Here is a 25,829-nt window from a genome sequence, read left to right as displayed (position 1 = left end):
CAGCGGACGCCTCGTTGCTAGGAACCTACGACCATCGCTGGCAATCTCCTAGTCGTTACGGTCTCGGCGCCCGTGCACGGGCGAGTTCAGCGACCACCCGCTCTCGGCCGCCCGCGTCTCCTAGATCCTCGCGCGTCGCGTCAGCCTTCGCGGATGCCCCCTGCTCCGCTGCGTCGACCACGCGCTCGAACTTCGCGGCCATCTCGTTTGCCGCCGACCTGGCTCCCTCGATCGTAAGACCCTGCTTGCGCGCCTCGTCAGCCGCAGCGTGAACTGCCTTTCCGGCTGCTTCACCCGCTCGAGCTACCTGCTCGGCCGTGAACTCGTGAGCTTTTTCCTTCACCGCCTCGCTCGCTTCGCCGAGGTACTCCGCTTCGGCCTTCGTTGTCGGGAACGCTGAAGCGATGCACGCGCCCGCGGCAATACCGACAGCCCCAAGCGCAAGTGGTTGTCTTCGAAACAGATCAGCCAGGGCGGACCCCACGCTTTCGATTGTCCCAGCCGCCCCATCAGGAACCGTCTTCGCATATCCGGAAAGCGTGTCGGCCTGCCGGCGGCCCAGTTGCGCGGTGCGATCGATCACTCCGGCAGCACTGTCCTGAAGCGTTTCAGCGGCCGAGCCGACGCTGGACCTAACGGTCGACCCGGCGCCTTCCAGCACACCTTGTGCAGTATCCGTGGCACGATCAAAACCCGAACGCACTGCGTCCGTCGCACGACCCACTTCACTGCGGCTGAATAGCCATACCACACCCATGCCGATCAGCGCAGCCGAGAGCGGGTTCCGGCTCGCCGCGTCGCCGAGGTCGCGCAGAAAATCCGATCGTGTCTTTGAAACGTCCCTCATCGCATCATCTCCTTCGCTGCCGCCTTGTCCCGTTGAACCTGCTCTATCGTGACCGTTGGCTTGAGGGCATCACCCGAGAGCCTGCTCAGCCCAATCCAGACTAGCCCCGCCGAGACTAAAGCTGAGACGCCTCCGACGAGGAGATAGGCAATCGGGTCGGAAAGCCCGGCATGCATCAGGCCAGCAGCTGCTGACATCAGCAGCAAGACCAGGGCTGGAATGAAAATGACCGCTCCGGCGCCGATCATCGCTCCTGCCCGACCCGCCTGGCTAATTTTTTCCGAGAATTCAGCCCGGGCAAGCTCGAACTCATTGCCGATCAACTTTGCAAGCTGGCTGACGGCATCACCGACAAGATCTGGAATCGAACGGCTAGCTTGAGATGCCATCGCCGTACCCTCGAGCTTCGGACTGGCGGCTTATTCCATCCCGTTGACCAATGCCGGACATTACGCGGGGGCCGGTGTCCCCTGAATGTTCGGCTGAGCTTTTCAGAAACCGCACCACGCCGAACCCCGCGAGCGCGGCTATGCCGAGGAACGCCGTCGGCTGCCGGCGTGCAAAAGTCCTCGCGTTGCGCAGGAGATCATCGAAATCGCCGTTCCTCAGCGAGGCCGACACGGTTTCGACCTGCGACGCCGCCTTGCGCATGTAAGTGCCGGCAACCGGCAGGTCGCCGTCAAATTCGCTGGCGGCCCTTCGCATCGCTTCGGCAATGCTGCTGATGTATTGGGCGCCGGCATCTTTCCGATCGTCGACCTTTTCCTTGACCCGATCGGCAGCCTGCGATCCCAAGTCCTTGGCGGCGTCGACAAACTCCGAGGCCTGGTCCTTGATGGCATCCGCCGAGGAACTTGCCATCTCCGCCGCCCGATCCTTGAGGTCGCGCCCGGCAGAGGCAGTTTGCTCGCCCGCGCCTTTTGCGGCGCGGCCTGCTTCCTGGAAATCCTGTTCCGCGGGATCGGAACTCTTTTCGATGAAAACCTGGTCAGCCATGACTATCTTCTCCGTGGAAATCTGATGATTGATTGTCCTCTGGCGGCTCGAAGGCTGTGGTCACGGCAGCCTCTGCCACTCGGCGGACACGTTGCCCCAGGTCATTCGCTCCCTCACGCACGCCTTCCGCGCTGAGCCCCTCCGCTTCGGCCTGCTCCGCCGCGCGCCGGGCAGCTTCTCCGGCAGCATCTTTTGCGGCTTCGAAACCGCGGGAAGCAGCGGTTTGTGCGCGACGCTTGACCGAGCTGCTGGTCTCACCGAGCATGTCGTCCTCCAGCTCCGTTCGCGGAAGCGCGCTGGCGATCACGCCGCCGATGAGCAGCCCGATGCCAGCGACCAGAAGCGGATTCTGCTCAATCGTCTCGCGGAACGTTTTGGTTACGCGATCTCCCAAATCGGAGGCGGTCTCCCGTCCCGATCTCAACGTCTCGCTTGCCGAATCCTTGGCCGCCCCTGCAAGCCTCTGGCCTGTCGAGGTTACGCCGTCTGCAATGTCCCTCACGGAACCAGCAGCAGCACCAACCTTTCCGGCGATCTGATCTCTCAGTTCGGCTCCGCCGCTCCTGACCGAGGCGGTGGTCGATTCTGCTGCCCCGCGTAGCTGCTCAGAGTCCGACATCAGCGAGGCCTGAGCGGTGCTGCCCGCCTCGCGTGCGTGGTCGGCTTCGGCGGAGGTTACCCGATCAAGATCGCCTATGACGGCTTCTTTAGCGCTATTAGTGGCGTCGCCGATTTGGTCGCCGAAGCGGCGTGCGCGACGGACAACGTCGTCAGACAAATCAGCGGCGATGGCGGAAGCCTTCTGCGTCGCTGCCTTGCCGCTGTTGGAACTCGCCAGGTAGAGGCCGGCGCCGATCATCCACACCGGGAACGGCACGGTTCGAGCGAGGCGAAACAACGGATAAGCAAGACTGGCGCCTACGGCGACTGCCTGCATCGGGTTCTCCCGTGCCGCGGTGGTGATATCGCCGAGCAATTGCTCACCGCGGGAACGGACGAAGCCGGAAACGTCGGCTTTGATAGCGGCCGGACTAATGCGCTCCCGTATGTCCTGAGCCGTGTCCGTGACACTATGGCGAAGCTGTTCGACCGTCTGCGTAAGACCGGCCCGGGTCTGCTCGGTCTCCCGCCTGATCTGCTGAAGCGAACGCGTGTCAGTTTGAGTCATGTTTGTACACCTAAATTCATCTGGAAGCCGAACCTGTATTCACCGCGTTGGTTCCTCAATTAGCAGCTTTATCTCGTCGCGAGCGAAGCGCCGATCGATTGGCAAATGCCGCGGTACGAGCAAAAGACATTGACCAGCTCGCTCTCTCCAAGCAGTCCCAGCAGGGTAGCCGAGACTGTCTGGTCGGAGGGACTCTCGACAACAAGGAAGCCGAGAGAACGAACGACCTTACTCGTCGCCGGCCCTTTCGTTCCTATGAGTGCGATCGCGGGGAGGATCACGTTGAGGATGGTTGAGCACACGATCGGCCTGATGCTCCGTTGAGCCGCCGTAAGTGACAACAGCATTGTCCCAAGACCACTCGGGTGCCGATCTATCCTTTGAGCTCGTCCAGAGCTGAGCAAGATCAGCAGTCCGACTGACGTTCAGGAACACTCCGCGGTTGTCCGGATTTTCATCCCATGTCCATGCCCGAAAGGACGCCGCGCGCCCGCGATCAGTCCGCGCGATCGAGACGGTGAATCACCGGCCGAAGGCCGCTTGCGGTTAGCTCAAGAATGGCCAGAGTAACAGGCAACTTAAAGCGCCGCGGCCCAGCGCTTCCGGGATTGAGATAAAGCACTCCGTCAATGGTCTCGATCTGCGGTCGATGCGAGTGGCCGCAAACGACCACGTCAATTCCGCACAAACCGGGATCGAACCGTAGTTCCTGGAGGTTGTGCAGGATGTAGATGGACCGCCCGCCGAGCCTTACCGTCTGGGTGTCAGGATAGTGCTCCGCCCAGTCGCCGGTATCGACGTTCCCTCTGATCGCGGTCACAGGCGCAATCCGGCGGAGCCGGGCGATCACGTCCGGGCGACCGATATCTCCGGCATGAATGATATGCGCCACCCCCGCGAGCCGTGGCTCAACCTCGGGACGCAGCAGGCCGTGGGTATCCGAGATGACTCCGATCCTGAGCAATGCGTCAGTGTCCTCGTGCGGTGCCCTTGTTCGGGTCGGATGACGTGGCGCTATCCTTGCCGTTGTAGAACAATGCGACGCCAACGACAGCCAACACAAAGCAAGCATCCGCCTCGCTCAGCTTCGTCGCCAGCCCATTGTCATCGATCGGAACGAGCATCACATCTGCCGTAAGAGTGCGAACGAAAAGCGCCTGGCTTGCCGCATGCTCGAGCGGACCGATCACCTATCACCTCTGCCGGCGCTTCGATCCTTGCCGGGCTCATTGTCCAGGTCGAACCGCCACGGAAGGTTGATCACGGTCACATCAGGCTGTCCGAGTCCGATGAGTCGAGAGCGCAGCCGGAGGGCGCGATGCGTATGCAGCAGGTGTTGATACCAACGCCGTTTAACCACTTCTGGGATCAGCACCGCGAGTCGCCTACCGGGAAATTTGTCTCTGATCTCATCGATCACCCTCAACATCGGCTGCTGAATCGCGCGGTATTGCGCCTGGAGAACGACCAGGCGTGGAGGCAGGAGTCCCGCTTGCTCTGCCGGCACCTCGACATCTCTTCGCCATTGGTCGCGAAGAATTCGCTGTTCATCCGCGACCTCTGGACCTGATAGCTGTAGGAGATGAACGGCGACGACTTCCGGCGAGATGCTCAACGCAAATTTCAAAGCGTTGTCGCTCAGCCTGTTCCAACGCTCGAACGCGACAACGACAATAGGCGGAGCCAATCCGCTGAGATCCAAAGGGGCGGGATCGCGGAGCTGGGTGGCAAGCTCGTCATAGTAGGCGCGTATCGTTTTGAGCAGAACGATGACGAGCGGAAGCACCAAAATGGTGATCCAAGCTCCCTCCATGAACTTGGCGGCGATGATCACGATGAGAGCAGTACCTGTCGTGATCGCGCCGATCGCATTGATCACGAGATGGGCTTTCAGTTCCTTCTTGGATGCCTCCTCCTCGGCAATGGCTCGGCGCCAATGCCATACCATGCCAGTTTGCGAGATGGTGAAGGTGAGAAATGCACCGATCGCAAACAGTGGGATGAGCCTGTCAGTTATGCCGCCAAAGACCGTCAGGAGAAATCCCGATGTGAACGCCAGATACAGGACGCCGACGTCGAAGACCAATCGTCGGCCCGCAACTGCGAAGGATTTGGGCAGGAAGCCGTCCTGGGCGACTACGCGGCAAAGGCGAGGGAAATCCACGAAGCTCGTATTGGCCGAAAGAGCCAGCACGCACAGCAGTGAACCGATCGCGACATAATAGAGCGCGCCGTTACCCACAATGGCGGCCGCAAGCTGGGACAGAACACTGCGGTAGCCCTCCTGCTCCTGATCCATAGCGCCGATGCCATAGGCGCGAGTGAGAAAGGCGATGCCGATCAGTAGCGTGCCGAGGATGACGACGATCGCCGTCAACGTACGGTGACCGTACTTAATCGTCGGCTCACGAAAGGCGGTCATGCCGTTGGACACAGCCTCCACTCCCGTCATCGCCGTGCAGCCGCTTGCGAAGGCGCGCAGCAGTAGCCAAAGACTCGCGGTTTCGATTGCGTGTCCCAACGGGGGCGGCGGGACAGCCGGCTGGGGCGATCCGCTGGAGATCATGACTTTATACGCTCCGACAGCGAGAATGATGCCGAAGGTGGCCACGAACAGATAAGTAGGCAAAGCAAACATCCGGCCAGCATCGAGCGTGCCGCGGAGGTTCACAATCGTCACGAGCGCGAGAATACCGAGACACAGCGGGAGAATGTAGGCGTGCAAGATCGGCACCGCCGAAACCAGCGCGCCAACTCCCGCCGCGATGCCGACGGCAACGTTCAAGACGTAGTCGACCATCAGAGCCGCCGCGGCGAGCAGACTAGGATTGGTACCGAGGTTGTCCTTGGCAACGACATACGCACCACCGTTGTTCGGGTAGGCTCGGATGGTTTGCCAGTACGAGGCAAACAAGATCGCAAGGAGGACCACGATCGGCGCCATGACCCAGCCGATAAAGGACGTCGCGGCTGCTCCGAGCGGAATGAGGATGGTGAGGGCCGCTTCAGGACCGTAGGCGGATGAGCCAAGTCCATCGAGTCCCATTGCCGGAAGGCCCTCAAAGGCCCCGATCTTGCGCTCCTTGAACTCCCGGTTGGCCAAGCGTCGTCCGAGAAGAAGATCAAGCGCGCTCACACTCACTATCCCGACCAACAAGATACATCATACCATTCTTCAGCTTACCCACCGAGGGACACAGCCGAAGTCGAGGGCGCCCCACGGCCTGCCGTATTCGCAAGGTCAGGCGCTCCGAACACCAAGACTTGTAAATTCCGTAGGTTCCTAATGGGTGGAGTGTTGCTGACTCTGAGAAGAGCAGCGCACGAATCTCGAGATGGCGCTTTGCGGCCGTCGCAGGTGAAGACAGCGCTGCTTTTTCGAGGACTTGGTTAGCGAGATTTTTCGCCCGTTCCGGAGGGCGAAGTGCGGCTCGTGCTACTGGTGGATCCCGTCGTCGGCTGGTCGGCGGGTCGTCCAGGGGCGTGGGCGGAAGCACCCGGCTTCTCCTGCTCACCGACATAGCCTGATTCGCCGGACTGACGGGTCTTGGCGCCCTTGTCCGCCTCCTCCTGCATCTGCGGGTTCGGCACGGTCTGCTGCTGCGCCATGGTCGGCAGCGCGACCACGGCTCCCAAACCGACGACTAGCGCGAAAATCGAGGTTCTCATGAGATATCCTCCCATACTGGGCTCCACGCTCAAACCCGCAAAGCGGCGATCGTTCCCGGGAGCTGGAGCTATTTGCGACGGCACGGCAGGCCATTTCGACGACGAATGATCCGGCGTAAACTAGGACCGATCCGCGCCGTAGTTTCTGGGCAAAAACCGCATCGCGGCGGGGATCCCGGATCACCTGTCGTTGTCATGTTCTTCAAGCCCAGCGCCATTGGCCAGCCGCGCGGATGCTCTCAGGAACGGGCGCAACGCGGGTGTGTTGAGCTCCCATTCTGGGAGTGACGCCCTCAATGGAGGATTGTAGTCGCCCTTGGTAGAGGCCGAGAAGTTGATGCCGACGGAGTACGCCGCTGACCGCACTGACGATCCCGGCGAGCCGCTCAACTGGCTTTGCCCCCGGGCACCCACAACATCATTGGAAGAAAAATTAGCGCTGCTCGCTCCGCGCGCGATGCCAGCTAGGAGAGCCGGCGATATCGGCGCAGCATCAGGTCAGACGCTATTTCAGCTTGCCGAGCTTTGCGAATAAGCTGCTCTCTCTCGCTGCCAGCTGGCCTGCTTTCGGCCATTTTCCGCGGATGCTGCACCTCGCCCGCGAGCAACTCTTCCAAGGTGGTGTTCTTAAAACGACGCCGCTTTAACATGGCGCAACTCCCTCGTACGCAGGCGGGAGCGCGATCGGTCTTTCGACCACCGGCGCCCACCATGCGTAGTGTCATGCCAGTGATGGAGGATAACTCGCGAGCCGCCAGTTTGTTCGCATGGCGGTACGCCAAAAGACCGCGCGGCACATCAGCGCGTCGAGCTGGCAACCTGAGAGACCCGGGCCCGATCGCGTCTCAACGGTCAAGATCTCGTTCAACTTGCCCGCTCTTTCATCTACTGCGCCTCGAGCGCGCGCCGCTCATTCGGCGTCAGCTTTTGCGCCTGATCTGCAGTGAGCTTCCCGATGCCGACGAATTGAACCGGATTTCCAGGATCGTAAGCCGGCGACTGACCGCTGCGTTCGGGCGCCCGACGCGACCTCTTGTCATCGTCCTGCCGCGGCTCGCCGTCACCGCCGCCGTAGCCGAGAAACTCAACAATGATCACCGAAGGCCGATCCGAGGGCATTTGCTGGGTCGCATCCTTGACCGCGTCCGCTGCCGCCTTGTCCTTAGTATCGAGGGTCAGTGGCGCGATCTTGACGTCGTCCTTTGGGACCCCCTTCACCTCTCCCTTCACGGCGAGATTGTCGATGTTGACGACGAACCGCGCGGCGACGTTGAAGTTGCCCGACACGCGAACACCGGCGTCTCCGAAGTTCACGGTGCCGACCGGCGCGATCAGGTTGACTGCGCCGGGCTGGACACCGGTAAAGGCTTCGACGGTGCCGATGCCCGATCCGCTCATGTCCGCCCTCTCGATCGCGCGGGTCACCGCGTTGGCGTTGGTGCCGTTCAGGCCGGCGATCACGTCGATCGAGGCGCGGTCGGCGGGAAGGCCGCGGATGTCCGTTCCCGTGATCGGGCGGTTGCTGCTGTCGAACCGGCGATTGCCGATGCTCACCGTTCGCGGATTGTAGACGTCGCGTCCGGCGGTCAGCAGCACCGAGCCGGGCCGCTCCACCGAGAGGTCGGCATTGATGATGTCGTTGCCGGCCTCCAGCCATGTCGTGTCGGTTCGGTGAAGGTTGCGCAGGTTCAGCGTGACATTGCGGATGTCCTTGCCGGCACGTAGCCAGGTCTGCTCGTTGGCCCACATCGTCGCGCTTCGAGATGTCGTCGTGGTGGCAACCGGGCCGATGATCGAACCCGAGCGAGCATAGATCCGGCTCGGCTCGTAGTCGTTCTCGTTGGGAAGATGCGCCGGATTGCGGAAGCTGGCGAGGTAGAGGTCGTAGGCGCCTAGACGATTCGATCACGTCATCAACTCGGATAAGGTTTTCGGTACACACACGCAACCAAATCCGCACGGCAAGCCCGTCGGCGTTAGCTGGTCGGCAAGCGCGCCACGGCATCCTTCAAGGCGACTCCGCTGGTACCTGCCTTCAGCATATCCAAAACCAGCGACACGACGGCATCCGCGGCGTTGTCGGCGCTCAGCCCGCCGTTACGAATATTCGAGATGCAGTTCCTCCTTGAATCGGGCGTACCCGCCTTCGGCAAGCATGTCATGTAGGCGCCTAGACTATCCGCTGAGGAAAGGCCGGGTCGCTCTCCGATGAGCACAATCGAAACCCGAGCACGGATGATTTCCGCCACGGGATCACCGAGCGCGACGCGCGCGAGCGATGCCAAAATCAACGGTGCGATGGAAAGCTGCCGAGATGAAAGACGTTCGACGATCGCTTGCACCAGCGGCACGGCATTGATGTTGATGGCGCTGGCCGACAATCCATCCGCCACCACGATCACGACATCACAACCCGGATGGATACCTGCGAGGCGCTCCGCGGACTCCGGAGAAAGTTTTCGGCCCAGATCAGGGCGTCGGATATAGGTGCCGCGATCGCCGGCCTGGCTTTCGACATCGACCGTTTCCGGACTTAGATCAGCAAGCTTGGCTCGAAGTGAAGCCCAATCGACTGCAGACCAGACGGCCTGACGCGCGCGTGCATGATCGAGTAGAAACAACTGCGCGGCGCGCGTTGGCAGCCCGGCACCAAATCGACCCAGAAGCACGCGCGCTTCCGTCATCTGCCGCAAGTCGACCGACCCTGCCGTTTCCTTTGCCAGATCATCCTTCACGTCACGCTCCGAGCAGCCTGGCATCCGCAATGCGATCAGCGAGCCTCGGCGGGGCGTCCAAGAGGCGGCCGGCCATGTCGGTCAACCCGATATCCACCAGCCATCGCTCGAACTCCGGTGCCGGCGGACGCTTCAGGATTTCTCGGCAATAGACCGCGTCATGATGCGCGAGTGACTGGTAGTTCAGCATCACATCGTCCGCGCCGGGAACGGTGATGACGAAGTTGACGTTGGCCGCGCAAAGCAGGGTCAGCAGCGCGTCCATGTCTTCCTGATCGGCGTCGGCGTGGTTGGTGTAGCAGACGTCCACTCCCATCGGTAAGCCGAGCAGCTTACCGCAAAAATGATCTTCCAGGCCGGCACGAATGATCTGCTTTCCATTGAAGAGATATTCCGGGCCAATGAATCCAACCACGGTGTTCACGAGCAAGGGTCTGAATTCGCGCGCAACCGCATAGGCGCGGGCTTCCATGGTCTGCTGATCGACGCCGAAGTTCGCCTCGGCCGAAAGTGCCGCCCCCTGTCCGGTCTCGAAGTACATCAAATTCGCATCGATCGCACCGCGCCCGAGGTCACGTACAGCCTCATGTGCCTCCTTGAGCAGCGCCAAACTGACGCCGAAACCGTCATTTGCCTTCTGCGATCCGGCGATCGACTGGAACACGAGATCCACCGGAGCCTTCGCAGCGATTGCCTTGATGGCAGTCGTCACGTGACCCAGGCAGCATGTTTGCGTCGGAATCGAAAGGCGCACGCGCAGTTCGTCGAGGAGCGAGACAATGCGCACATAGTCATCCATGGTGTCGGTTGCCGGATTTACCCCGATCACCGCATCCCCCGACCCCATCAGGAGCCCATCGATTGCGGAGGCGGCAATGCCGTAGGAGTCATCGGTCGGATGGTTTGGCTGATTGCGCGTCGAAAGCCGCCCCTTCAGTCCAATTGTCGACCGGAAGCGGGTGACGACCTCCCGCTTGGACGCCACTGAGATCAGATCCTGCAAGCGCATGATCTTCGAGACCGCGGCCACCATCTCGGGCGTCAGGCCGAACGTCACCGCCTCAAGCTGCCGCTGGCCCGTTTCCGGCTTGAGAAGCCATTCGCGGAATTCACCAACGGTCAGCGACGAGATGATCTCGAAAGCCGCCGGGTCATGGCGATCGACAATCAGGCGCGAGACCTCGTCCGTTTCGGCGGGGATCAATTCCTCGGCGAGGAATGTCTTGAGGGGAACGTCCGCCAGCGTCATCTGCGCGGCAAGCCGCTCGACCGGTCCGTCCGCAGCGATGCCGGCAAGCTGGTCGCCCGATCGCTCGGGCGTCGCCTTGGCCAAGAGATCCTTGAGGTCAGCGAAACTGAAGACCGTCTGCTCGATCGTCGTCTTGTAGGGCATGATCGCTTGCTATCGGTTGATGAGGGCCAGCGCTTCCGCGTGAAGTTTCGGCGTGGCAGACGCCAACACGCGCCCCTCGGAATGAATTGAAAGCGGGCTTCCCTTCCAGTCAGTGATGCATCCTCCCGCCCCCTGCACGATCGGAACCAGGGCCATATAGTCATATGGCTGCAGTCCCGTTTCCAGAACGATGTCACAATGTCCCGACGCGAGCAGACCATAGATGTAGCAATCGCCCCCAAAACGCCGCAGCTTGGCGCATCTCGAAAGCCGCTCGAACACTTCTGCGTCCTCGTTCGCGAACATATCGGGTGACGTCGTATAGAAACGGGCATCTGCGATGGCTTCGCAGGCGCTCGTCCGAACCAATCTGCCGCCGAACAACGTCAGACCGGGCTTCGCCATCCACCGCTCGCCGGTGGCCGGCGTGTCGATCAAACCACAGAAGGGCTGCCCCTCATAAGTCAGCGAGATCAGCGTACCGAACAAGGGAAAGCCAGTGATGAAGCTCTTGGTGCCGTCGATCGGATCGATGACCCACGTGAAGGCGTTGCCGCGCTTGACTCCAATCTCCTCACCGATGATGCCGTGGTCGGGATAACGCGCCTCGATCCGTTCCCTGAGGTGCAGTTCGACGGTTCGATCGGCAATCGTCACCGGACTCGCATCGGGCTTGGAAATAACATCCAGCGGCGTGCGGAAATAGGACAGCACGATGGGCCTGACCGCATCAGCGAGCTCGGCGGCGAAGGAAAGGTAGACATCCGCATCGTCTACCGCCACGGCAAGTTTGACCATCACAGCGCCTTCAGGAATGACGGCCAGCGGGGGTCATAGATGATGGAACGCGCGCGCATGTGCTTCCATATGCCATATTTGTAGAAATCAAAATCCAACGTCGAGATCCGGTTCTGCACCAGCGCCCAGGTGCTCCACTTGATGTCGGCGAGCGCCTTGTGGACGATGAAGCGCGCGTGCCATCGCTTGTCATAACGGCCGAAATACTCCTCGATGATTTCCTGCTCGACATCCTCCGAGAAGAAGTGCTCGCTGCTCCAGATGGCCAGGTCATAAAGCCGTTCGTTGTTGGATGCATATTCGAAGTCGATTAGCTTGATCGACTTGTCGTCCCCGACCAGGAAATTCCCCGGCATTGGATCGTTGAAGCAAGGCACGAGATCGAGCCCGGACGCCTCAAGAGCCGCCCGGGCCTGCTTATACTGACGGTAGAGCCAGGCATGATCTTCGGGCCAGTAGCCGCCGAGCTGCTTCACCTGCTCATAGTGCTCCTCGATCATGTCGAATACGGTCTTGGTCAGCGGAAGTGGCGGCGCCTCGTGCAAGCGGCGATACATGCTCACCACGGTGGCGCGAAAGGCGGGATCGACAAAGTCGCGATGGGTGGAGGCTCGCCGGTCATCAAGGAATTCGGAAATCTCGATGTCCAGGTGGTCGAGAAAGTCAAACGTCCTCGGCCCGACATCCATTGCCTCGGCCTGTTTGCTTGCCGCCCGCGCCGCGCTGCGATCGATGAACATCTCGGTACCGCGCCCCGGTATCTTCACAAAGTATCCGACAGGGTCGCCATCGACCCTCACGAGGAAATTGGTGTTGCTGATGCCGCCGGATACCGGCTGATAGGACAGGCGGCAGGGCTTCCAGGCCTCCACCTGAACAATGGCCGCCTCGAGCGTTCGCTCGGCATCTGACCTAGCCGCACCGATTTCAAGCATAACCTTGTCTCACTTTCTCTGGCTCGAAAACGCTCTAGAGAGATCGGACCCGTTCCTCGAAGCCGGGGTGCCCGAGCAGCATCCGGCAGCGCAGGAAACGCCATCCCGCATATTTCAGGAATTCGAGACCCTGGCGGGGTGACCGTGCATCCTGCAGCAGGCTGCGGAGCGCCCAATAAAAGTCGTCGGCAGCGGCGTAGATCCTGCACCGGTTGAATGCCCTCTCACTGAAGTTGCCGTCATGCATCTCCAAAAGTGGCTTCATCTGGCTTTCGAACTGGTAGAGCTCATTCATCTGCACGCCGAGCTGGTAGTAGGGATCGATGTCACCGGCCATGTCGAAGTCGACCAACATCATCGCTTCGTTCGGACCGAGCATGACATTGGACGAATGGGGGTCTCCGTGCGCTGGTTTTAGTTCGACGCCCGCCGCAGCGATCGCGTCACGCATCGGAGCCATCCATGCCAGCATCCATTCCACATCGCCCGGCAGCATGTTGCCGGCCTCCGAAACCAGCGGCCAAAGCCGATCGATGCCATCGAAGACAGACCAACGCCGCCCGAATGGCTCGCCTGTGGCGATCGTCTTCTGCATCTCGATGAGACGGGCAGCCGCGCTCTCGTGCATCAGGTCGTCGATCTTGGCAGTTCGCCAGCCTTCGCCGAGCCGCGCGAACAGCACGGCCCTTTCGTCCAGCACTCGTGCGATAGGCTCCGGCGACAGACCGAGTCTGTGAAGACGACGCGCCGCTGCAAACGCCGCGTCGTCGTCGACCAGCTCTGCGACCTCGTCACCTCCCAGCCGAAGAAAGAAGCTTGCCTCCTGGCCATCAGGGGCTACGTCGAACGAGGTCGATTCGACCGCGTGATAGGACGGCGATGCAACCGGCGCCGCAGATGCTGCATAGGTCGCGCTCGCGGCATCGATTATCGGAAAGCTCTGGATGGCTCGCTCGGCGCGCGCCTCCAGGGCCGTCTGCGGCTTCCCGAGCGCTTTCATGCGGCAGCTCCTTTTGGATTAGCCGCCTGCAGCCCTTCGCTGGCAATCGCGTAGAGCATGTCCGCCAGCACCTGCGTCCCAAAAGCCTGATCCTCGGCGCTGGTGAACTCGGTCGGATGATGGATCACGCCGTCGCGCGAACGCACTGCCAGGACAATTGAGGGGCAGACACTGGACATTGCCACTGCATCATGGCCACCGATCGTATCCAGATGGCGCGCCGTTTCGCCGTAATTCGCGACCATTCGTTCGGCCAGCGAAATCAGTCCCGGGAAGAAGCGGCCCGCCTTGCGCCGATCAATCGCCCTGATTTCATAGGTCACACCGGCCTTCTTGGCCGCCGCCTCCATCCTGATCTTCATCATCCGCTCAGCCTCGGCGAGGACGTCGGGCAAGCCCGAACGCAACTCGATGAAGAGAACGGCTTCCGATGGAACGGTGTTTGGGGAGTTGGGAAAGACCTCCAGCCGACCGACCGATGTGTGCAAATCCGACCCGTGCTCGCCGGCGATCTCCTTCAAATCGGCGATCAGATAGGCGGCGCCGAGCAGCGCGTCCCTGCGCTCAGCCATCGGTGTAGGCCCCGTATGCGCCTGACGGCCGAGGAAAGCGAGACGGTACTTCGTTGCGCCCCAGAAACGGGTGAAGATGCCGAATTTTTCACTCGCCTCAAACAGCACCTTGTCGCCTTCGATATGAAGTTCGATAAGAGCGTCGGGCAGCGCAATTTTATCTCCGCCCGCATAACCGATCTGCTCAAGCGACTGGCGAACGGTGACGCCATCTCCATCCGCCCGGTCGAGCGCCCATTCAAGCTCGGCCGCTCCGGCGAACACGCTGCTGCCCAACAGGCTTGGCTGGAAACGCGCGCCCTCCTCGTTGGTCCAGTTCACCACCCGAAAATTGCAGGCCGATAGCTTGTTCTCTGCCTTCAGACGCTCTGAGACGGCAAGCACGGCCTCACAGGCCGAGACGACACCGAGAGCGCCGTCGAAGCGACCACCATTGGGCTGGCTGTCGACATGTGAGCCGACCATGATGACCGGCGCATTCGCGCCGGCAAGCGACAAGCTGCCGAACTGATTGCCTATGGCGTCGACGGCCTGGACAAACCCGTTGCTCGCGAACCAGCGGCCAAGCCAATTACGCGCTGCGCCGTCCTCTTTCGAGAGGGTCAAGCGGTTCATGGATCCATCCGGCCCACCGCCGAACGCCGACAATTCCTCCATCATTGCCTGAAGACGCGATGGATTGATGGGAGTGTGCTTGGAGACAACGTCAGGCATAGATGATTTCCAAGTTGGATTTGAGGAATTGGTCGGAAAAGTCCTTGGTCAGGACGGCCCCGGTGATGACAGCATGTACGTCGCCCAACCCGAATGTATGGATCGAACCGAGGCGGCCGAATTTGGAGCTGTCGGCGACGATTACCGATCGCTTAGCCTGTGCGCGCGCAACGCGCCGCGCGATCGCTTCGTCCTCGCCATAATCCATAAAACCGCGTTCGACATGGACGGCGCTGATTGCGATGATCGCGAGATCGAAAAAGTGCTCCTTCATCGCAGTCACGGTTTCTGGCCCAAACGTCGCCTGATAATCAGGGCGCAGCCGTCCTCCAAGCACGCGCACGCTGGGCGTTGACAGATAATAGAAGTGCGCCGCTACCGCGAGCGAATTGCTCACAATCGTAAGATCCTTGCGAGCCTCAAGGTGCTTCACGCAGGCAAGGGCCGTCGTCCCCTCGTCAACAAAGATCTTCATGCCATCCTTGACCAGAGCCGCGGCTGCTTCACCGATCCGCGCCTTCTCCCTCGCGCCAACGCGCAAACGCTCGGCAAAAGGCTGATCGCTCTCCTGCCGGTCGATCACCGCACCGCCATAGACACGGCGGGCGAAACCTTGCGTCTCGAGCTCCCGGAGATCCCGCCGTATCGACTCCTGACTGACCTTGAGATGATCGACCAATTCCCTGACGTGGACCCGCTGCTTCTGCCGCAGCATGTCGCGGATCAATTCAAGACGATGCTCCGTGAAGCTCATGAACGTTCCCCGATTCCCACGGCACTGCTGGCCGCTTCCAAAGCCGACTTGTTGTTCACGACCCCCTCATCACACGCTGGCGTGCATCCCTTCGGAAGCGCCGGAGAACGCGACCGACGGCATCACCAGATGACACGCAGCGAAGTCCTGCCGCTCCCGCACCGTCAGGCTCGGATGAAGGCGGCTGCATTTGTCGATGGCCTGCGGACAGCGCGACCTAAAGCTGCAGCCCGCGGGAACGTCGAGCGGGCTTGGCGGCTCCCCCTCCAGCAGGCACTCGTCCGGCTGATAGCGACGCCGCTCAAGCGTCGGCATGGCGCTCAGAAGTGCCCTCGTGTACGGGTGTCCCGGGTCGAAGAATAGTCGCTCATTGTCAGCGAGCTCGAAGACCTCGCCGAGATACATCACCGCCACGCGATTGCAGGCTTTCCTCACCATCGCCAGATCGTGCGAGATGAAGATGTAGGTCAGATCGTATTCCTTCTGGAGCTTCTGGAACAAGTCGAGCAGCTTGAACTGCTCGGTTTGATCAAGCGCGGACAGCGTTTCGTCCATGATGAGAATTTCCGGCTCCAGCACCAGCGCCCGAGCGACATTAACGCGCTGTCGCTGTCCGGCGCTCAATCCGAGCGGAAGTTCCTCGTAAAGTTCGGCCGGCACCCCCACTTCGCCCATCACCTTCAGGACGCGTTCGCGAATCCTGCCTTTGTCGCGCCAGCCATGCGTACGCAGCGGATCCTCCAGCATCCTCCCGATCGAGGTCCGGGGCGGCAGCGAGCCGAACGGATCCTGTAGCACCATCTGCAGCTTACTTCGGAACTCGAGCAGAGCCCTCCCCTTGAGCGTTGCGATGTCCTTGTCCGCGCAGAGGATTTGTCCTGAGCTCGGCAGTTCAAGCCTCGACAGAAGCCGCATCAGGGTCGACTTTCCGCAGCCGGACTCGCCGACAATGGCAAAGCTGTCGCCGCGGCGCACGTCGAAGGTGACGTTGCGAACGGCGCGAACCAGGTTGAAGCCACCAAAACCGCTTTTCTTTCTAACCTTGTAGGTCTGCGAGGCGTCGCGCAAGCTGAGAACCACCTCCCGCTGGTCGTCAAGGCGGGGCGTTGCGGCCGCCTCGACCCATATTTTCGGGGTCTGGCGCACCAGTTCGCGTGTATAGGGATATACGGGCCTGCTGATCAGATCTTCTGTCGACTGCTCCTCGACGATGCGCCCTTCATCCATCACCAGGATCCGCGAGCAGGCTTCACGCGCCACTGGCAGGGACGATGAGACGAACAGCACCGCGGTGTTGAAGGTGACCGTCAGCTCCTTCATCAGCCGGATCACCTGAGCAGCGACCGTCACATCGAGCGGCTGCGTGACGTTGTCGGCGACCAGAAGTGCGGGATTGGTCACCAATGCATCCACGATCAGCGCTCGCTGCATCATGCCGCCCGAGAACTGGGAGGGATAGTCGTGAAAGCGATTTCGCGCCGATGGGATGCGAACCGCATCGAGGAGTTCGATGACACGACGTTCGGCATCCCGACGTAATGTTCTGGGCACGACGGCCCGCATCTTCTCGACAATCTGGGCGCCGACCGGCAGGGTTGGATCGAGCGCACCCATGGGATTGGCGCCGACATAGGATATCCGCTGGCGCAACAGGCGCATCTCCGCGCCGCGCATGGCATAGATGTCGCGTCCCTCGAACAGCACCTGACCCGATCGCTTCGTGAGCGGCGGCTCGAGCCAGTTGACCACGGCCTTGGAAAGTACGGTCTTTCCGGAACCGCTGGCGCCCACCACGCCGACGATCTCGCGAGGAGCGAGGCTGAGGGACACATTGTCGAGAATGACTTTGGCCGTGCCGCCGTTACCCGCGGCGACCGTCAGGTTCTTGAGGTCAAGAAGCGGCTGCGTCATGCTTCGGAGCCTCCGTGAATCGCATTCCGTGCACGTTCGAGGGAAGCGCCGATCAGGTTGACGCTGGTGAGTGTCAGGCCGAGGAAGAGACCCGGCATGGTGGCGATCCACCACGCGTTCAGCAGATATTTCCGTCCGTCCGCTATGATATTGCCGAACGTCGGCGTCGGTGGCTGCACGCCGAGCCCTAGGAAACCGAGCGTGGATTCGAAGATCATCATGCGCGCAACGTCGAGCACCGACGTGAACAGGACCGGCGGCAGCAGCAACGGCAGCAGCAGCGCGAGGATGATCCGAAGATCGGTCGAACCGCCGATCTTTGCGGCGCGGACATATTCGCGCTGCCGCTCGGTCATCACGATGCTGCGCATGATGCGGGCATAGACCGGCCAGTTCGAAACTCCGAGCACCAAAACGATCGCGGGGATGGTCGGCCGCGAAACGCCGAGCACGGAAATGGCGAGGATAATCATCGGGATCGATAGCTGGGCATCCGTCAGCCTCATGACGATGGCATCGGTTCGTCCGCCGAAGTAGCCCGAAATCGTGCCAAGCGCGCATCCGATCGCCAACATGACGATGACGGAGGCGACGCCGATCAGGAAGGAGTAACGCAGACCGACCAGTGAGCGGACGAGCATGTCGCGGCCGATCTGATCCGTGCCGAGCGGGTGCGCCCAGCTCCAGTTTCCGCCCAGAAACAGCGGTGGCAGAAGGCGCGCCTTGACGTCCATCTTCGTCGGGTCGATGCCGCTCAGTTCAGGATAGAAGGCGGTCGCCAGGGCAAGGACAACGAACAGTCCGAGGCCGACGCGAAATCCCGGCGTCGATGCAGCCTTGTCGAAGATGCGTCGGATGACGGAGCGTTGGGCCGGCGTGTGCGCCATTGGTGCGCCGGTGGCGGTGGCGATAGACATCAATATTCGAGCCTTGGATCCATCGTGGTGGCAATAAGATCGACAATGATGTTGATCAGCACAAAGATGGCGCTGGTTACGATGGCGATCCCTTGAATCAACGGGAAGTCGCGCTGCAACACCGCGTTGATGGTCAACAGACCAAGCCCGGGATAGTCGAAGATGTATTCGACGATGATCACCCCGCCGAGCAGGCTCGAAAACTGCACCCCGAGCAGATTGAGCAGCGGCACCGAGGCATTGCGAAGGGCATGGTTTGCAATGATGCGGCTGCGGCCGAGGCCACGGACATGCCCCACCGCCACGTAAGGCTCCATCATCTGCGCCGAGACGGAACTGACGAGCGTCCGGATCAGGACCGGCGACAATTCGACCGCAAGCACGATGGCTGGGAGAATCGTGTAGGCAAACCCCTGATATCCGATCGCCGGCAGCCAACCGAGCTTGACTGAAAACAGCAGCGCGAGAACGATTCCCAGCCAGAAATTCGGCAACGATATGAACACCGACGAGGTGTAGAATGCCAACTTGTCCGGCCAACGCCCGACCGCGAGGCCGCCGGCAATCCCTATGATCCCGGAGAAAACGAGGGCAATCGCCAACGTCACTGCGGCAAGCTGCAGCGTCATAGGCAAGGCTTCGAGGATCAGGCTTAGCACCTTGGCCCGTTCACCGCGCGTCGTATCGTTGAAGTTCGCGCCGCCTGTCGCAGCGCCGTTCGCGGGACGAACGAAGGACTGCCCGAGATTGCCCCGAACGACGCTGCTCATATAGCGACCGAACTGAACGATGATCGGGTCTCGCAACCCCATGTCGGTCGCGATCTTCTCGATCAGGGCCTCGGGAGCCATGCCGCCGGCCATCAGTCGCACCGGATCTCCCGGCACGACCCTCAGCAAGGTGAAGATCAGCAGCGAGACAAGGAATATGATGATGACGCCTTGAATCAGGCGCCGCATCAGGAAGTTCAGGACGAACATTCTTCAGCTCCGCGTCGGAGGACATGTCGGACCGCGCACCGCCTGCTCGCGGCGCGCGGTGACCGTCCATGGTCAGGCAACGGGCCTCGAAGCATCCATCGAACCATCCGGATAGATATAGAGACCTTCGAAATTCTTCTGCATCGCGTGAATCATGACGGACGTGAAGAGCGAGAGCGCCGGCATCTTGGAGGCGATCAGGGGCATCGTCTCGGTCTGGAGGATATTCTTCCGTTCCTCAAGCGTCGGTGCGCTACGCTCCTTGTCGAGACTTGCGTCGATCGCGGTATCCTCGATGCCGCAAATGCGATGCGACGAGGAGTGGAAATGCGTGCGCAGAATCAAATCGGGCTCGGGCGAGCCGGTCGACCATCCGCAGTCCACCATATGACCGGGTCCGCCGCCGGGACGATGGTACAGGCGTTCATTCCAGGCGGCTGGCTCGAGCACGGTCAGGCTGACATTGAAGCCCTGCTCGTTGAGCATCGCGGTGATGATCTCGCCGTATTCCTTGGTCTTGGGATAGAAGCCCACGGACGTGATGTATTCGAGCGGCGGCAACCCCTTGCCGTTCGGGAAGCCGGCCTCGGCGAGCAACGCCTGGCACTTCTTTGGGTCGAACTTCGGATAATTCTCGAGATCGATGTAACCGAACTTGACCGGCGACACGAAGTTGGACGACGCGTGCCCCGCGGATCCCAGCACTTCGAGGATGACGTCACGGTTGATGGCGTGACAGGCGGCGAGGCGGATACGGGGATCATTGAACGGCGGCTTCGAACAGCGAAACCAAAGATACTTGTTCTCGACCGAAACGACCTGGTTGATGCGGATGTTGGGATTGCCCTTGACCGCATCCACCTGCTCTGGCTCAAGGCGTTCGACGATCGAAGCCTGACCATTCATGAGGGAGAGCATGCGCGTCGTAGAGTCGCCGGTGAAGGTGAAATTGATCCCCGCAATGGCCGGCTTGCCCTTGAAGTAGCCATCGAACGCCTTCATCACGGTGTCGTTGCCGCGCTGCTCGACGAATTTGAAGGGACCAGTGCCATTCAGCCGCTGCGAGAGCACGCCCCCAGGTCCGCCCGCGATATCCTTTGCCGACATGATCGGCAGGAACGCCGCAAGGAACATGAAGAGGTGCGCCGGGTAACCGCCTTTCGACGTATCGACGATCACCGTGTAGTCATCAGGCGTCTCGATCTTCAGCGTTTCGGTGGGGCCAGGATACCATTGTGCGGGGCGATCCGGCTTGGATCCATATTCGAAAGTGGCCTTGACGTCCTCCGCCTTGAACGGTTTGCCATCATGGAAGACGACGCCTTGACGCAGCTTGATTTGCAGGCGGTTCGGATCGAGCAGCTTGATGTCGGTTGCCAGTTCATAGACGACCTCGCTCGGGCTATCGAGCTTCATCGGTGTGCGGGTCAGAAAACCCATCACGAAGCCTTCGATGTTTTTCTGCGAAAGCGTGGTGTGAGCGGTCGGATCCCAATTGCCCGTGATGTTCTCGGCCGACAGGAAGGTCATGGTCTTCCCGGCCTGCGCGTGGGCCTGTGAGATGAAAAAGTCTGGATTGATCTGCATGTAGCCTGCGGCGACCGCAGCTCCCGCCGCCCCCTTTAGAAAGTGGCGACGGTCAAATTTCGGATGCATCGACATTCCCCTTTTCCACACGAACCGACAAACCGGTCACAACGGTCATGCAGAAGGCGTGCCATGCGCTTTTCGAGCTATTTTTGACTATCCATGTGTGGATTTTGACCGATTTGACAGCAGATACGTCTCGGCTGCGATGAGCCTGGACGAGATACTGCCTCTTGGTGAGCGGTTCGCCTACGGCGCAGGCAAGCGGATTTGCCACCTAGCGTGAGGTGCACGACGGCTGCGGTCGCGCTGACTGTTCAGTCAGCACCGATGATGCCCTTATGGCGTCACGCTCGGCAGATCGAGCCCATTCGAGCGGGCACATGCAATCGCGCTCTCATAGCCCGCGTCCGCGTGCCGCATGACGCCGCTCGCCGGATCGTTCCAGAGCACGCGTTCAATGCGGCGGGCGGCCTGCGGGGTTCCGTCTGCAACAATCACCATTCCGGCGTGTTGCGAATAACCGATGCCGACGCCCCCGCCGTGATGCAGCGAGACCCATGTCGCGCCGCTGGCACAATTTAGAAGCGCATTGAGCAGCGGCCAGTCTGACACCGCATCGGAACCGTCGCGCATAGCTTCCGTTTCGCGGTTCGGACTCGCAACCGAGCCGCTGTCGAGATGGTCGCGGCCGATCACGATCGGCGCCTTCAGTTCGCCGCGCGCCACCATCTCGTTGAAGGCGAGACCCAGCCGGTGGCGGTCGCCGAGACCTACCCAGCAAATCCGCGCCGGCAGCCCCTGAAACTTGATCCGGGCTCTCGCCATATCGAGCCAGTTGTGCAGGTGTTTATCGTTGGGCATCAGCTCCTTGACTTTGGCATCCGTCCTGAAGATGTCATCCGGATCGCCTGACAGCGCGGCCCACCGAAACGGCCCAACGCCTCTGCAAAACAGTGGACGGATATAGGCAGGGACGAAGCCCGGAAAATCGAATGCGTTATGCAGTCCCATATCTTTCGCCATCTGGCGAATGTTGTTGCCATAGTCCAGCGTGGGAATACCCTGGGCGTGGAAATCCAGCATGGCCTGAACGTGATCGACCATCGACGTCTTGGCCGCGGCTTCAACCGCCTTCGGATCGCTGGCGCGTCTTGTCTCCCACTCGGCAAGCGACCACCCCTTGGGCAGGTAGCCATTGATGGGATCGTGCGCGCTGGTCTGGTCGGTGACGATGTCCGGCCTCACGCCACGCCGCACCAGTTCCGGAAAAATCTCAGCCGCGTTGCCGAGCAAGCCGACCGAGACCGGCTTATTACCCTGCGCGCTCGCCGCCACGATCGAAAGTGCCTCATCAAGCGTGTTCGCTTGTCGATCAAGATAACCCGTGCGCAGCCGCATCTCGATGCGGCTCGGCTGGCATTCGATCGCCAGCAGCGAGGCGCCCGCCATGGTCGCGGCGAGCGGCTGCGCGCCGCCCATGCCGCCGAGCCCCGCCGTAAGGATCCACTTGCCTGCAAGACTGCCGCCGTAGTGTCGTCGTCCGACCTCGACAAACGTCTCATAGGTTCCCTGCACGATGCCCTGGCTGCCGATATAGATCCAGGACCCGGCGGTCATTTGCCCGAACATCATCAGGCCTTGCCGGTCGAGCGCGTTGAAGTGATCGAGCGTCGCCCAATGCGGCACCAGGTTCGAGTTCGCGATCAGAACGCGCGGCGCGTCCGGATGCGTGCGGAAGATCCCGACCGGCTTGCCCGACTGAACCAGCAAGGTCTGGTCGGCTTCCAGCTTGCGCAAGGAGGTGACGATCCGGTCGAAGCTATCCCAGTCGCGCGCGGCACGACCGATTCCGCCATAGACGACGAGTTCGCTTGGACGTTCCGCGACTTCCGGATCGAGATTGTTCATGAGCATGCGGAGCGGTGCCTCCGTCAACCAGCTCTTGGCACTGATCTCGCCGCCCCGGGGCGCGCGGATCGTACGGTCGTTGTCTACTCGACGGCTCATGACAGATCGCCCTTATCGGCAAGATTCGAAACAAGGATCGGGAACGGGATGTCCGGCAGCGCGGAGAGCGCCGCAGCCGGCAACGCACCGGATTCGACCAGCGCGGTCGCCTTCGCAAGATCATTGGCCATGTAACGATCAGCGCTCAAAGCCGGCACATGCGCGCGCAATTCAGCAATGACCGCTGCGAGCGGGGCGCTGGTCGAATGCGGCGTGCGAAGCGTGATGCCTTGCGCTGCGACCGAGAGCTCGATACCTAAGATCGTCGCCAAATTGTCCGCCATATCGGACAGCCGGCGCGCGGCGTGCGCAGCCATCGAGACGTGATCTTCCTGATTGGCGCTGGTGGGGGTTGAGTCGATCGAGCAGGCCGACGCACGCTGCTTGTTCTCGGCATAGAGCGCGGCCGCCGTCACTTCGGCGATCATGAAGCCGGAGTTGATACCCGGCTCCGGCGTGAGGAACGGCGGCAAGCCGAAATTCAGCGCGGGATCGACCAGCGTCGCGATCCGCCTTTCGCTGATCGCACCGATCTCCGAAAGCGCAAGCGCAATCTGGTCCGCGGCGAAAGCCACTGGTTCGGCGTGGAAGTTGCCGCCCGAGACGATCTCGCCAGTCTCGACCAATACCAACGGATTGTCGGTGACGGCATTGGCCTCGATCTCCAACGTTCGCGCCGCTTGCGTAAGCAAGTCGAGCGCGGCGCCGGCAACCTGCGGCTGACAGCGCAGACAATAGGGATCCTGCACCCGCTCATCGCCCTCGAGATGCGACTGGCGAATGTCGCTGCCGGCAAGCAGCGCCGTCAGGGCGGCGCCGGCAGCAGTTTGGCCGGCATGTCCGCGCAACTGCTGCACCTCCGGCCGGAACGGCGCGGTCGAGGCCATGGCGGCATCGACCGAAAGAGCGCCTGTCACCAAAGCCGCGCAGGCCAGGCGATGGGCGCGCAGCACGCCGGAGATGGCGTAGGCCGTCGAGAACTGGGTGCCGTTGATGAGGGCGAGCCCCTCCTTCGGTCCGAGCGTCAACGGCGCAAGACCGGCGGCGGCGAGCGCGTCGCGGCCCGGAACAAGCCGTCCATCGAGGATCGCCTGCCCCTCCCCGATCATGACGGCCGTCATATGCGCAAGTGGCGCCAGATCGCCCGATGCGCCGACCGAACCCTGCTGCGGCACCAGCGGACAAACGCCGCGCGCCAGCATCATCTGCAGTTGCTCGATGACCTCGCGGCGCACGCCCGAAGCGCCTCGCCCGAGTGAGACGATCTTCAAGGCCATCATCAGCCGCACGATCGGCTCGGGCGAGGGACGCCCTACCCCGCAACAATGAGAGACAATGAGATTGCGCTGAAGCAGCGCGGTCTGCTCGGGCGCAATGCGTGTCGATGCCAGTTTTCCAAATCCGGTGTTGATGCCGTACGCCGGCACGTCCGCGTGAGCGGCCCGCGCAACAATAGCGGACGCTGCTTCGACCCGCGCCCAGAACGATGGCTCGAGCACGACTGCGGAACCTGCGAGCACCTCTGCGCAATCATCGAGCGTGACCTTTCCGGGCGTAACGACGATCGGCGCAGCCGGATCGCTCATCGCCCCCTCCAGACCCGGCCATGCAGCGGGTTGAAGCCGATCCGGTAGACGAGCTCGGCAGGCCGTTCGATGTCCCAGATCGCGAGATCACACCATTTGCCAGCCTCGAGCGTGCCTGTTTCACCCAGGATGTGCAGCGCGCGCGCTCCCTCCCGCGTCACGCCGGCAAGACATTCGGCAACGGTCATCCGGAACAGCGTCGCACCCATGTTCATCGTGAGCAGGAGCGACGTCAGCGGCGAGCTGCCGGGATTGCAATCGGTCGCCAAGGCCATTTTGACTCCGTGGGCACGGAAAAGCTCGACCGGCGGTTTCGTCGTCTCGCGAATAAAATAGAACGCGCCTGGCAACAGGACCGCGACCGTCCCTGCCGCCGCCATCTCCTGAGCCCCGGCCTCGTCGGTGTGCTCCAGATGATCGGCGGACATAGCTGAATACTCGGCCGCAAGCGATGCACCGCCGAGATTCGACAATTGATCGGCGTGAAGCTTGACCGGCAAACCCAGGGCCTTCGCCACCTGGAACACGCGCGCTGTTTGATCCCGCGAGAACGCAATGCCTTCCATGAAAGCATCCACGGCGTCTGCAAGCCCCGCCTCCGCCACCGCAGGCAGCATTTCCTGGCACACGAGATCGATGTAACGATCCTTATCGCCGGAAGCTTCCGGCGGAAGTGCATGTGCACCAAGAAAAGACGTCCGGACCGCGATCGGTCGGACACGGCCAAGCGCACGCGCGGCCAAAAGCTGCCGCATCTCGGTCTCGGTGTTGAGGCCGTAGCCGGACTTGATTTCGATCGTCGTGACACCCTCGCGGATCAGCGCGTCGAGCCTCGGCAGCGCACCGGCGACAAGCTCGGCCTCGCTCGCGTTGCGAGTCGCCGCCACGGTGGACACGATGCCGCCGCCGGCACGCGCGATCTCTTCATAGCTTGCGCCCTTAAGCCGCAGCTCGAATTCGTGTGCGCGGTTGCCGCCAAAAACGAGGTGGGTGTGACAATCCACCAACCCCGGCGTGATCCATCGACCGGCGCAGTCGATCCGCTCGGTCGCGTCGGCATCACGCGGGAAATCGGATTGCGTGCCGGCATAGACGATCCGGCCATCGCGAGCCGCGATCAGGCCGTGCTCGATGACGCCGAGATCCGGCAGATCCTCGCGCATCGTGGCGAGCCGCGCATTGTCCCAGATACGATCGTAGCGCTCTGCCATGTGCCTTCCCCCGGGTGCCGGAAGCTTGACATATATGTCTAGACAT

At 61.5% G+C, this 25,829-nt stretch carries 24 protein-coding genes; all 24 read right to left on the bottom strand.

What is annotated here, in order from left to right:
* Nucleotides 1-55: 55 nt before the first annotated feature.
* The 24 genes from ACZXDY_RS03055 to hutI all read right to left on the bottom strand — a co-directional run bounded on the left by ACZXDY_RS03055 (nt 56) and on the right by hutI (nt 25,783).
* Nucleotides 56-847 (bottom strand): hypothetical protein, encoded by a 792-nt coding sequence (locus ACZXDY_RS03055; protein WP_464344442.1) that lies wholly within the window; start codon nt 845-847, stop codon nt 56-58.
* Nucleotides 844-1,236 (bottom strand): phage holin family protein, encoded by a 393-nt coding sequence (locus tag ACZXDY_RS03050; protein ID WP_463327185.1) that lies wholly within the window; start codon nt 1,234-1,236, stop codon nt 844-846. Before ACZXDY_RS03050 ends, ACZXDY_RS03055 begins: the two co-directional genes overlap by 4 nt.
* Complete coding sequence (locus tag ACZXDY_RS03045) at nt 1,220-1,843, bottom strand: YtxH domain-containing protein (RefSeq protein ID WP_464344441.1); 624 nt, start codon at nt 1,841-1,843, stop codon at nt 1,220-1,222. Before ACZXDY_RS03045 ends, ACZXDY_RS03050 begins: the two co-directional genes overlap by 17 nt.
* Entirely contained in the window at nt 1,836-3,011 is a 1,176-nt protein-coding gene (locus ACZXDY_RS03040) for a hypothetical protein (RefSeq protein WP_464344440.1), read from the bottom strand. Before ACZXDY_RS03040 ends, ACZXDY_RS03045 begins: the two co-directional genes overlap by 8 nt.
* A 496-nt stretch (nt 3,012-3,507) precedes the next feature.
* Nucleotides 3,508-3,975 (bottom strand): metallophosphoesterase family protein, encoded by a 468-nt coding sequence (locus tag ACZXDY_RS03035; RefSeq protein ID WP_464344439.1) that lies wholly within the window; start codon nt 3,973-3,975, stop codon nt 3,508-3,510.
* A gap of 4 nt (nt 3,976-3,979) precedes the next feature.
* Complete coding sequence (locus ACZXDY_RS03030) at nt 3,980-4,201, bottom strand: hypothetical protein (protein WP_464344438.1); 222 nt, start codon at nt 4,199-4,201, stop codon at nt 3,980-3,982.
* A complete protein-coding gene (locus tag ACZXDY_RS03025) occupies nt 4,198-6,147 on the bottom strand; it encodes an APC family permease (RefSeq protein ID WP_464344437.1) in 1,950 nt (649 codons plus the stop codon). The genes ACZXDY_RS03030 and ACZXDY_RS03025 overlap by 4 nt, the downstream gene beginning before the upstream one ends.
* A gap of 254 nt (nt 6,148-6,401) precedes the next feature.
* Complete coding sequence (locus tag ACZXDY_RS03020; protein ID WP_155255009.1) at nt 6,402-6,680, bottom strand: hypothetical protein; 279 nt, start codon at nt 6,678-6,680, stop codon at nt 6,402-6,404.
* Between the two features lie 464 nt (nt 6,681-7,144).
* A complete protein-coding gene (locus tag ACZXDY_RS03015) occupies nt 7,145-7,330 on the bottom strand; it encodes a hypothetical protein (RefSeq protein WP_028161910.1) in 186 nt (61 codons plus the stop codon).
* Between the two features lie 235 nt (nt 7,331-7,565).
* A complete protein-coding gene (locus ACZXDY_RS03010) occupies nt 7,566-8,429 on the bottom strand; it encodes a filamentous haemagglutinin family protein (protein ID WP_464344436.1) in 864 nt (287 codons plus the stop codon).
* Nucleotides 8,430-8,656: 227 nt separating this feature from the next.
* The gene (gene eutC / locus ACZXDY_RS03005) at nt 8,657-9,415 is read right to left on the bottom strand and encodes an ethanolamine ammonia-lyase subunit EutC (protein ID WP_464344435.1); all 759 of its coding nucleotides are present in this window, start codon (nt 9,413-9,415) and stop codon (nt 8,657-8,659) included.
* 1 nt (nt 9,416) lies between these two features.
* Nucleotides 9,417-10,808 (bottom strand): ethanolamine ammonia-lyase subunit EutB, encoded by a 1,392-nt coding sequence (locus ACZXDY_RS03000; RefSeq protein WP_464344434.1) that lies wholly within the window; start codon nt 10,806-10,808, stop codon nt 9,417-9,419.
* A 9-nt stretch (nt 10,809-10,817) separates the two neighbouring features.
* Entirely contained in the window at nt 10,818-11,606 is a 789-nt protein-coding gene (gene hisN, locus ACZXDY_RS02995; protein ID WP_464344433.1) for a histidinol-phosphatase, read from the bottom strand.
* Nucleotides 11,606-12,541 carry a phosphotransferase gene (locus ACZXDY_RS02990; RefSeq protein ID WP_464344432.1) on the bottom strand — a complete coding sequence of 312 codons (936 nt, stop codon included), beginning with the start codon at nt 12,539-12,541 and terminating at the stop codon, nt 11,606-11,608. The genes hisN and ACZXDY_RS02990 overlap by 1 nt, the downstream gene beginning before the upstream one ends.
* Before the next feature lie 34 nt (nt 12,542-12,575).
* Nucleotides 12,576-13,541 carry a phosphotransferase family protein gene (locus ACZXDY_RS02985; protein ID WP_464344431.1) on the bottom strand — a complete coding sequence of 322 codons (966 nt, stop codon included), beginning with the start codon at nt 13,539-13,541 and terminating at the stop codon, nt 12,576-12,578.
* On the bottom strand, nt 13,538-14,827 hold the full coding sequence (locus ACZXDY_RS02980) for an allantoate amidohydrolase (RefSeq protein WP_464344430.1): 1,290 nt from the start codon (nt 14,825-14,827) through the stop codon (nt 13,538-13,540). The genes ACZXDY_RS02985 and ACZXDY_RS02980 overlap by 4 nt, the downstream gene beginning before the upstream one ends.
* Nucleotides 14,820-15,581 carry a DeoR/GlpR family DNA-binding transcription regulator gene (locus ACZXDY_RS02975; RefSeq protein ID WP_028161902.1) on the bottom strand — a complete coding sequence of 254 codons (762 nt, stop codon included), beginning with the start codon at nt 15,579-15,581 and terminating at the stop codon, nt 14,820-14,822. The genes ACZXDY_RS02980 and ACZXDY_RS02975 overlap by 8 nt, the downstream gene beginning before the upstream one ends.
* A gap of 69 nt (nt 15,582-15,650) precedes the next feature.
* Nucleotides 15,651-17,492 carry an ABC transporter ATP-binding protein gene (locus ACZXDY_RS02970; RefSeq protein WP_464344429.1) on the bottom strand — a complete coding sequence of 614 codons (1,842 nt, stop codon included), beginning with the start codon at nt 17,490-17,492 and terminating at the stop codon, nt 15,651-15,653.
* Nucleotides 17,489-18,409, bottom strand: a complete 921-nt coding sequence (locus tag ACZXDY_RS02965) for an ABC transporter permease (RefSeq protein ID WP_028161900.1) — start codon at nt 18,407-18,409, stop codon at nt 17,489-17,491. Before ACZXDY_RS02965 ends, ACZXDY_RS02970 begins: the two co-directional genes overlap by 4 nt.
* Nucleotides 18,409-19,389 carry an ABC transporter permease gene (locus ACZXDY_RS02960; RefSeq protein ID WP_028161899.1) on the bottom strand — a complete coding sequence of 327 codons (981 nt, stop codon included), beginning with the start codon at nt 19,387-19,389 and terminating at the stop codon, nt 18,409-18,411. The genes ACZXDY_RS02965 and ACZXDY_RS02960 overlap by 1 nt, the downstream gene beginning before the upstream one ends.
* A gap of 72 nt (nt 19,390-19,461) precedes the next feature.
* The gene (locus ACZXDY_RS02955; RefSeq protein WP_464344597.1) at nt 19,462-21,045 is read right to left on the bottom strand and encodes an ABC transporter substrate-binding protein; all 1,584 of its coding nucleotides are present in this window, start codon (nt 21,043-21,045) and stop codon (nt 19,462-19,464) included.
* Between the two features lie 270 nt (nt 21,046-21,315).
* Nucleotides 21,316-22,986, bottom strand: coding sequence for a urocanate hydratase (gene hutU, locus ACZXDY_RS02950; protein WP_464344428.1), 1,671 nt, complete (start codon nt 22,984-22,986; stop codon nt 21,316-21,318).
* Nucleotides 22,983-24,572 carry a histidine ammonia-lyase gene (hutH, locus tag ACZXDY_RS02945; protein WP_464344427.1) on the bottom strand — a complete coding sequence of 530 codons (1,590 nt, stop codon included), beginning with the start codon at nt 24,570-24,572 and terminating at the stop codon, nt 22,983-22,985. The genes hutU and hutH overlap by 4 nt, the downstream gene beginning before the upstream one ends.
* Entirely contained in the window at nt 24,569-25,783 is a 1,215-nt protein-coding gene (hutI, locus tag ACZXDY_RS02940) for an imidazolonepropionase (protein ID WP_464344426.1), read from the bottom strand. Before hutI ends, hutH begins: the two co-directional genes overlap by 4 nt.
* Nucleotides 25,784-25,829: the final 46 nt, after the last annotated feature.

The sequence above is a fragment of the Bradyrhizobium sp. LeoB3 genome, from assembly GCF_055456055.1.
This window is presented reverse-complemented; position numbering and strand designations above follow the sequence as displayed.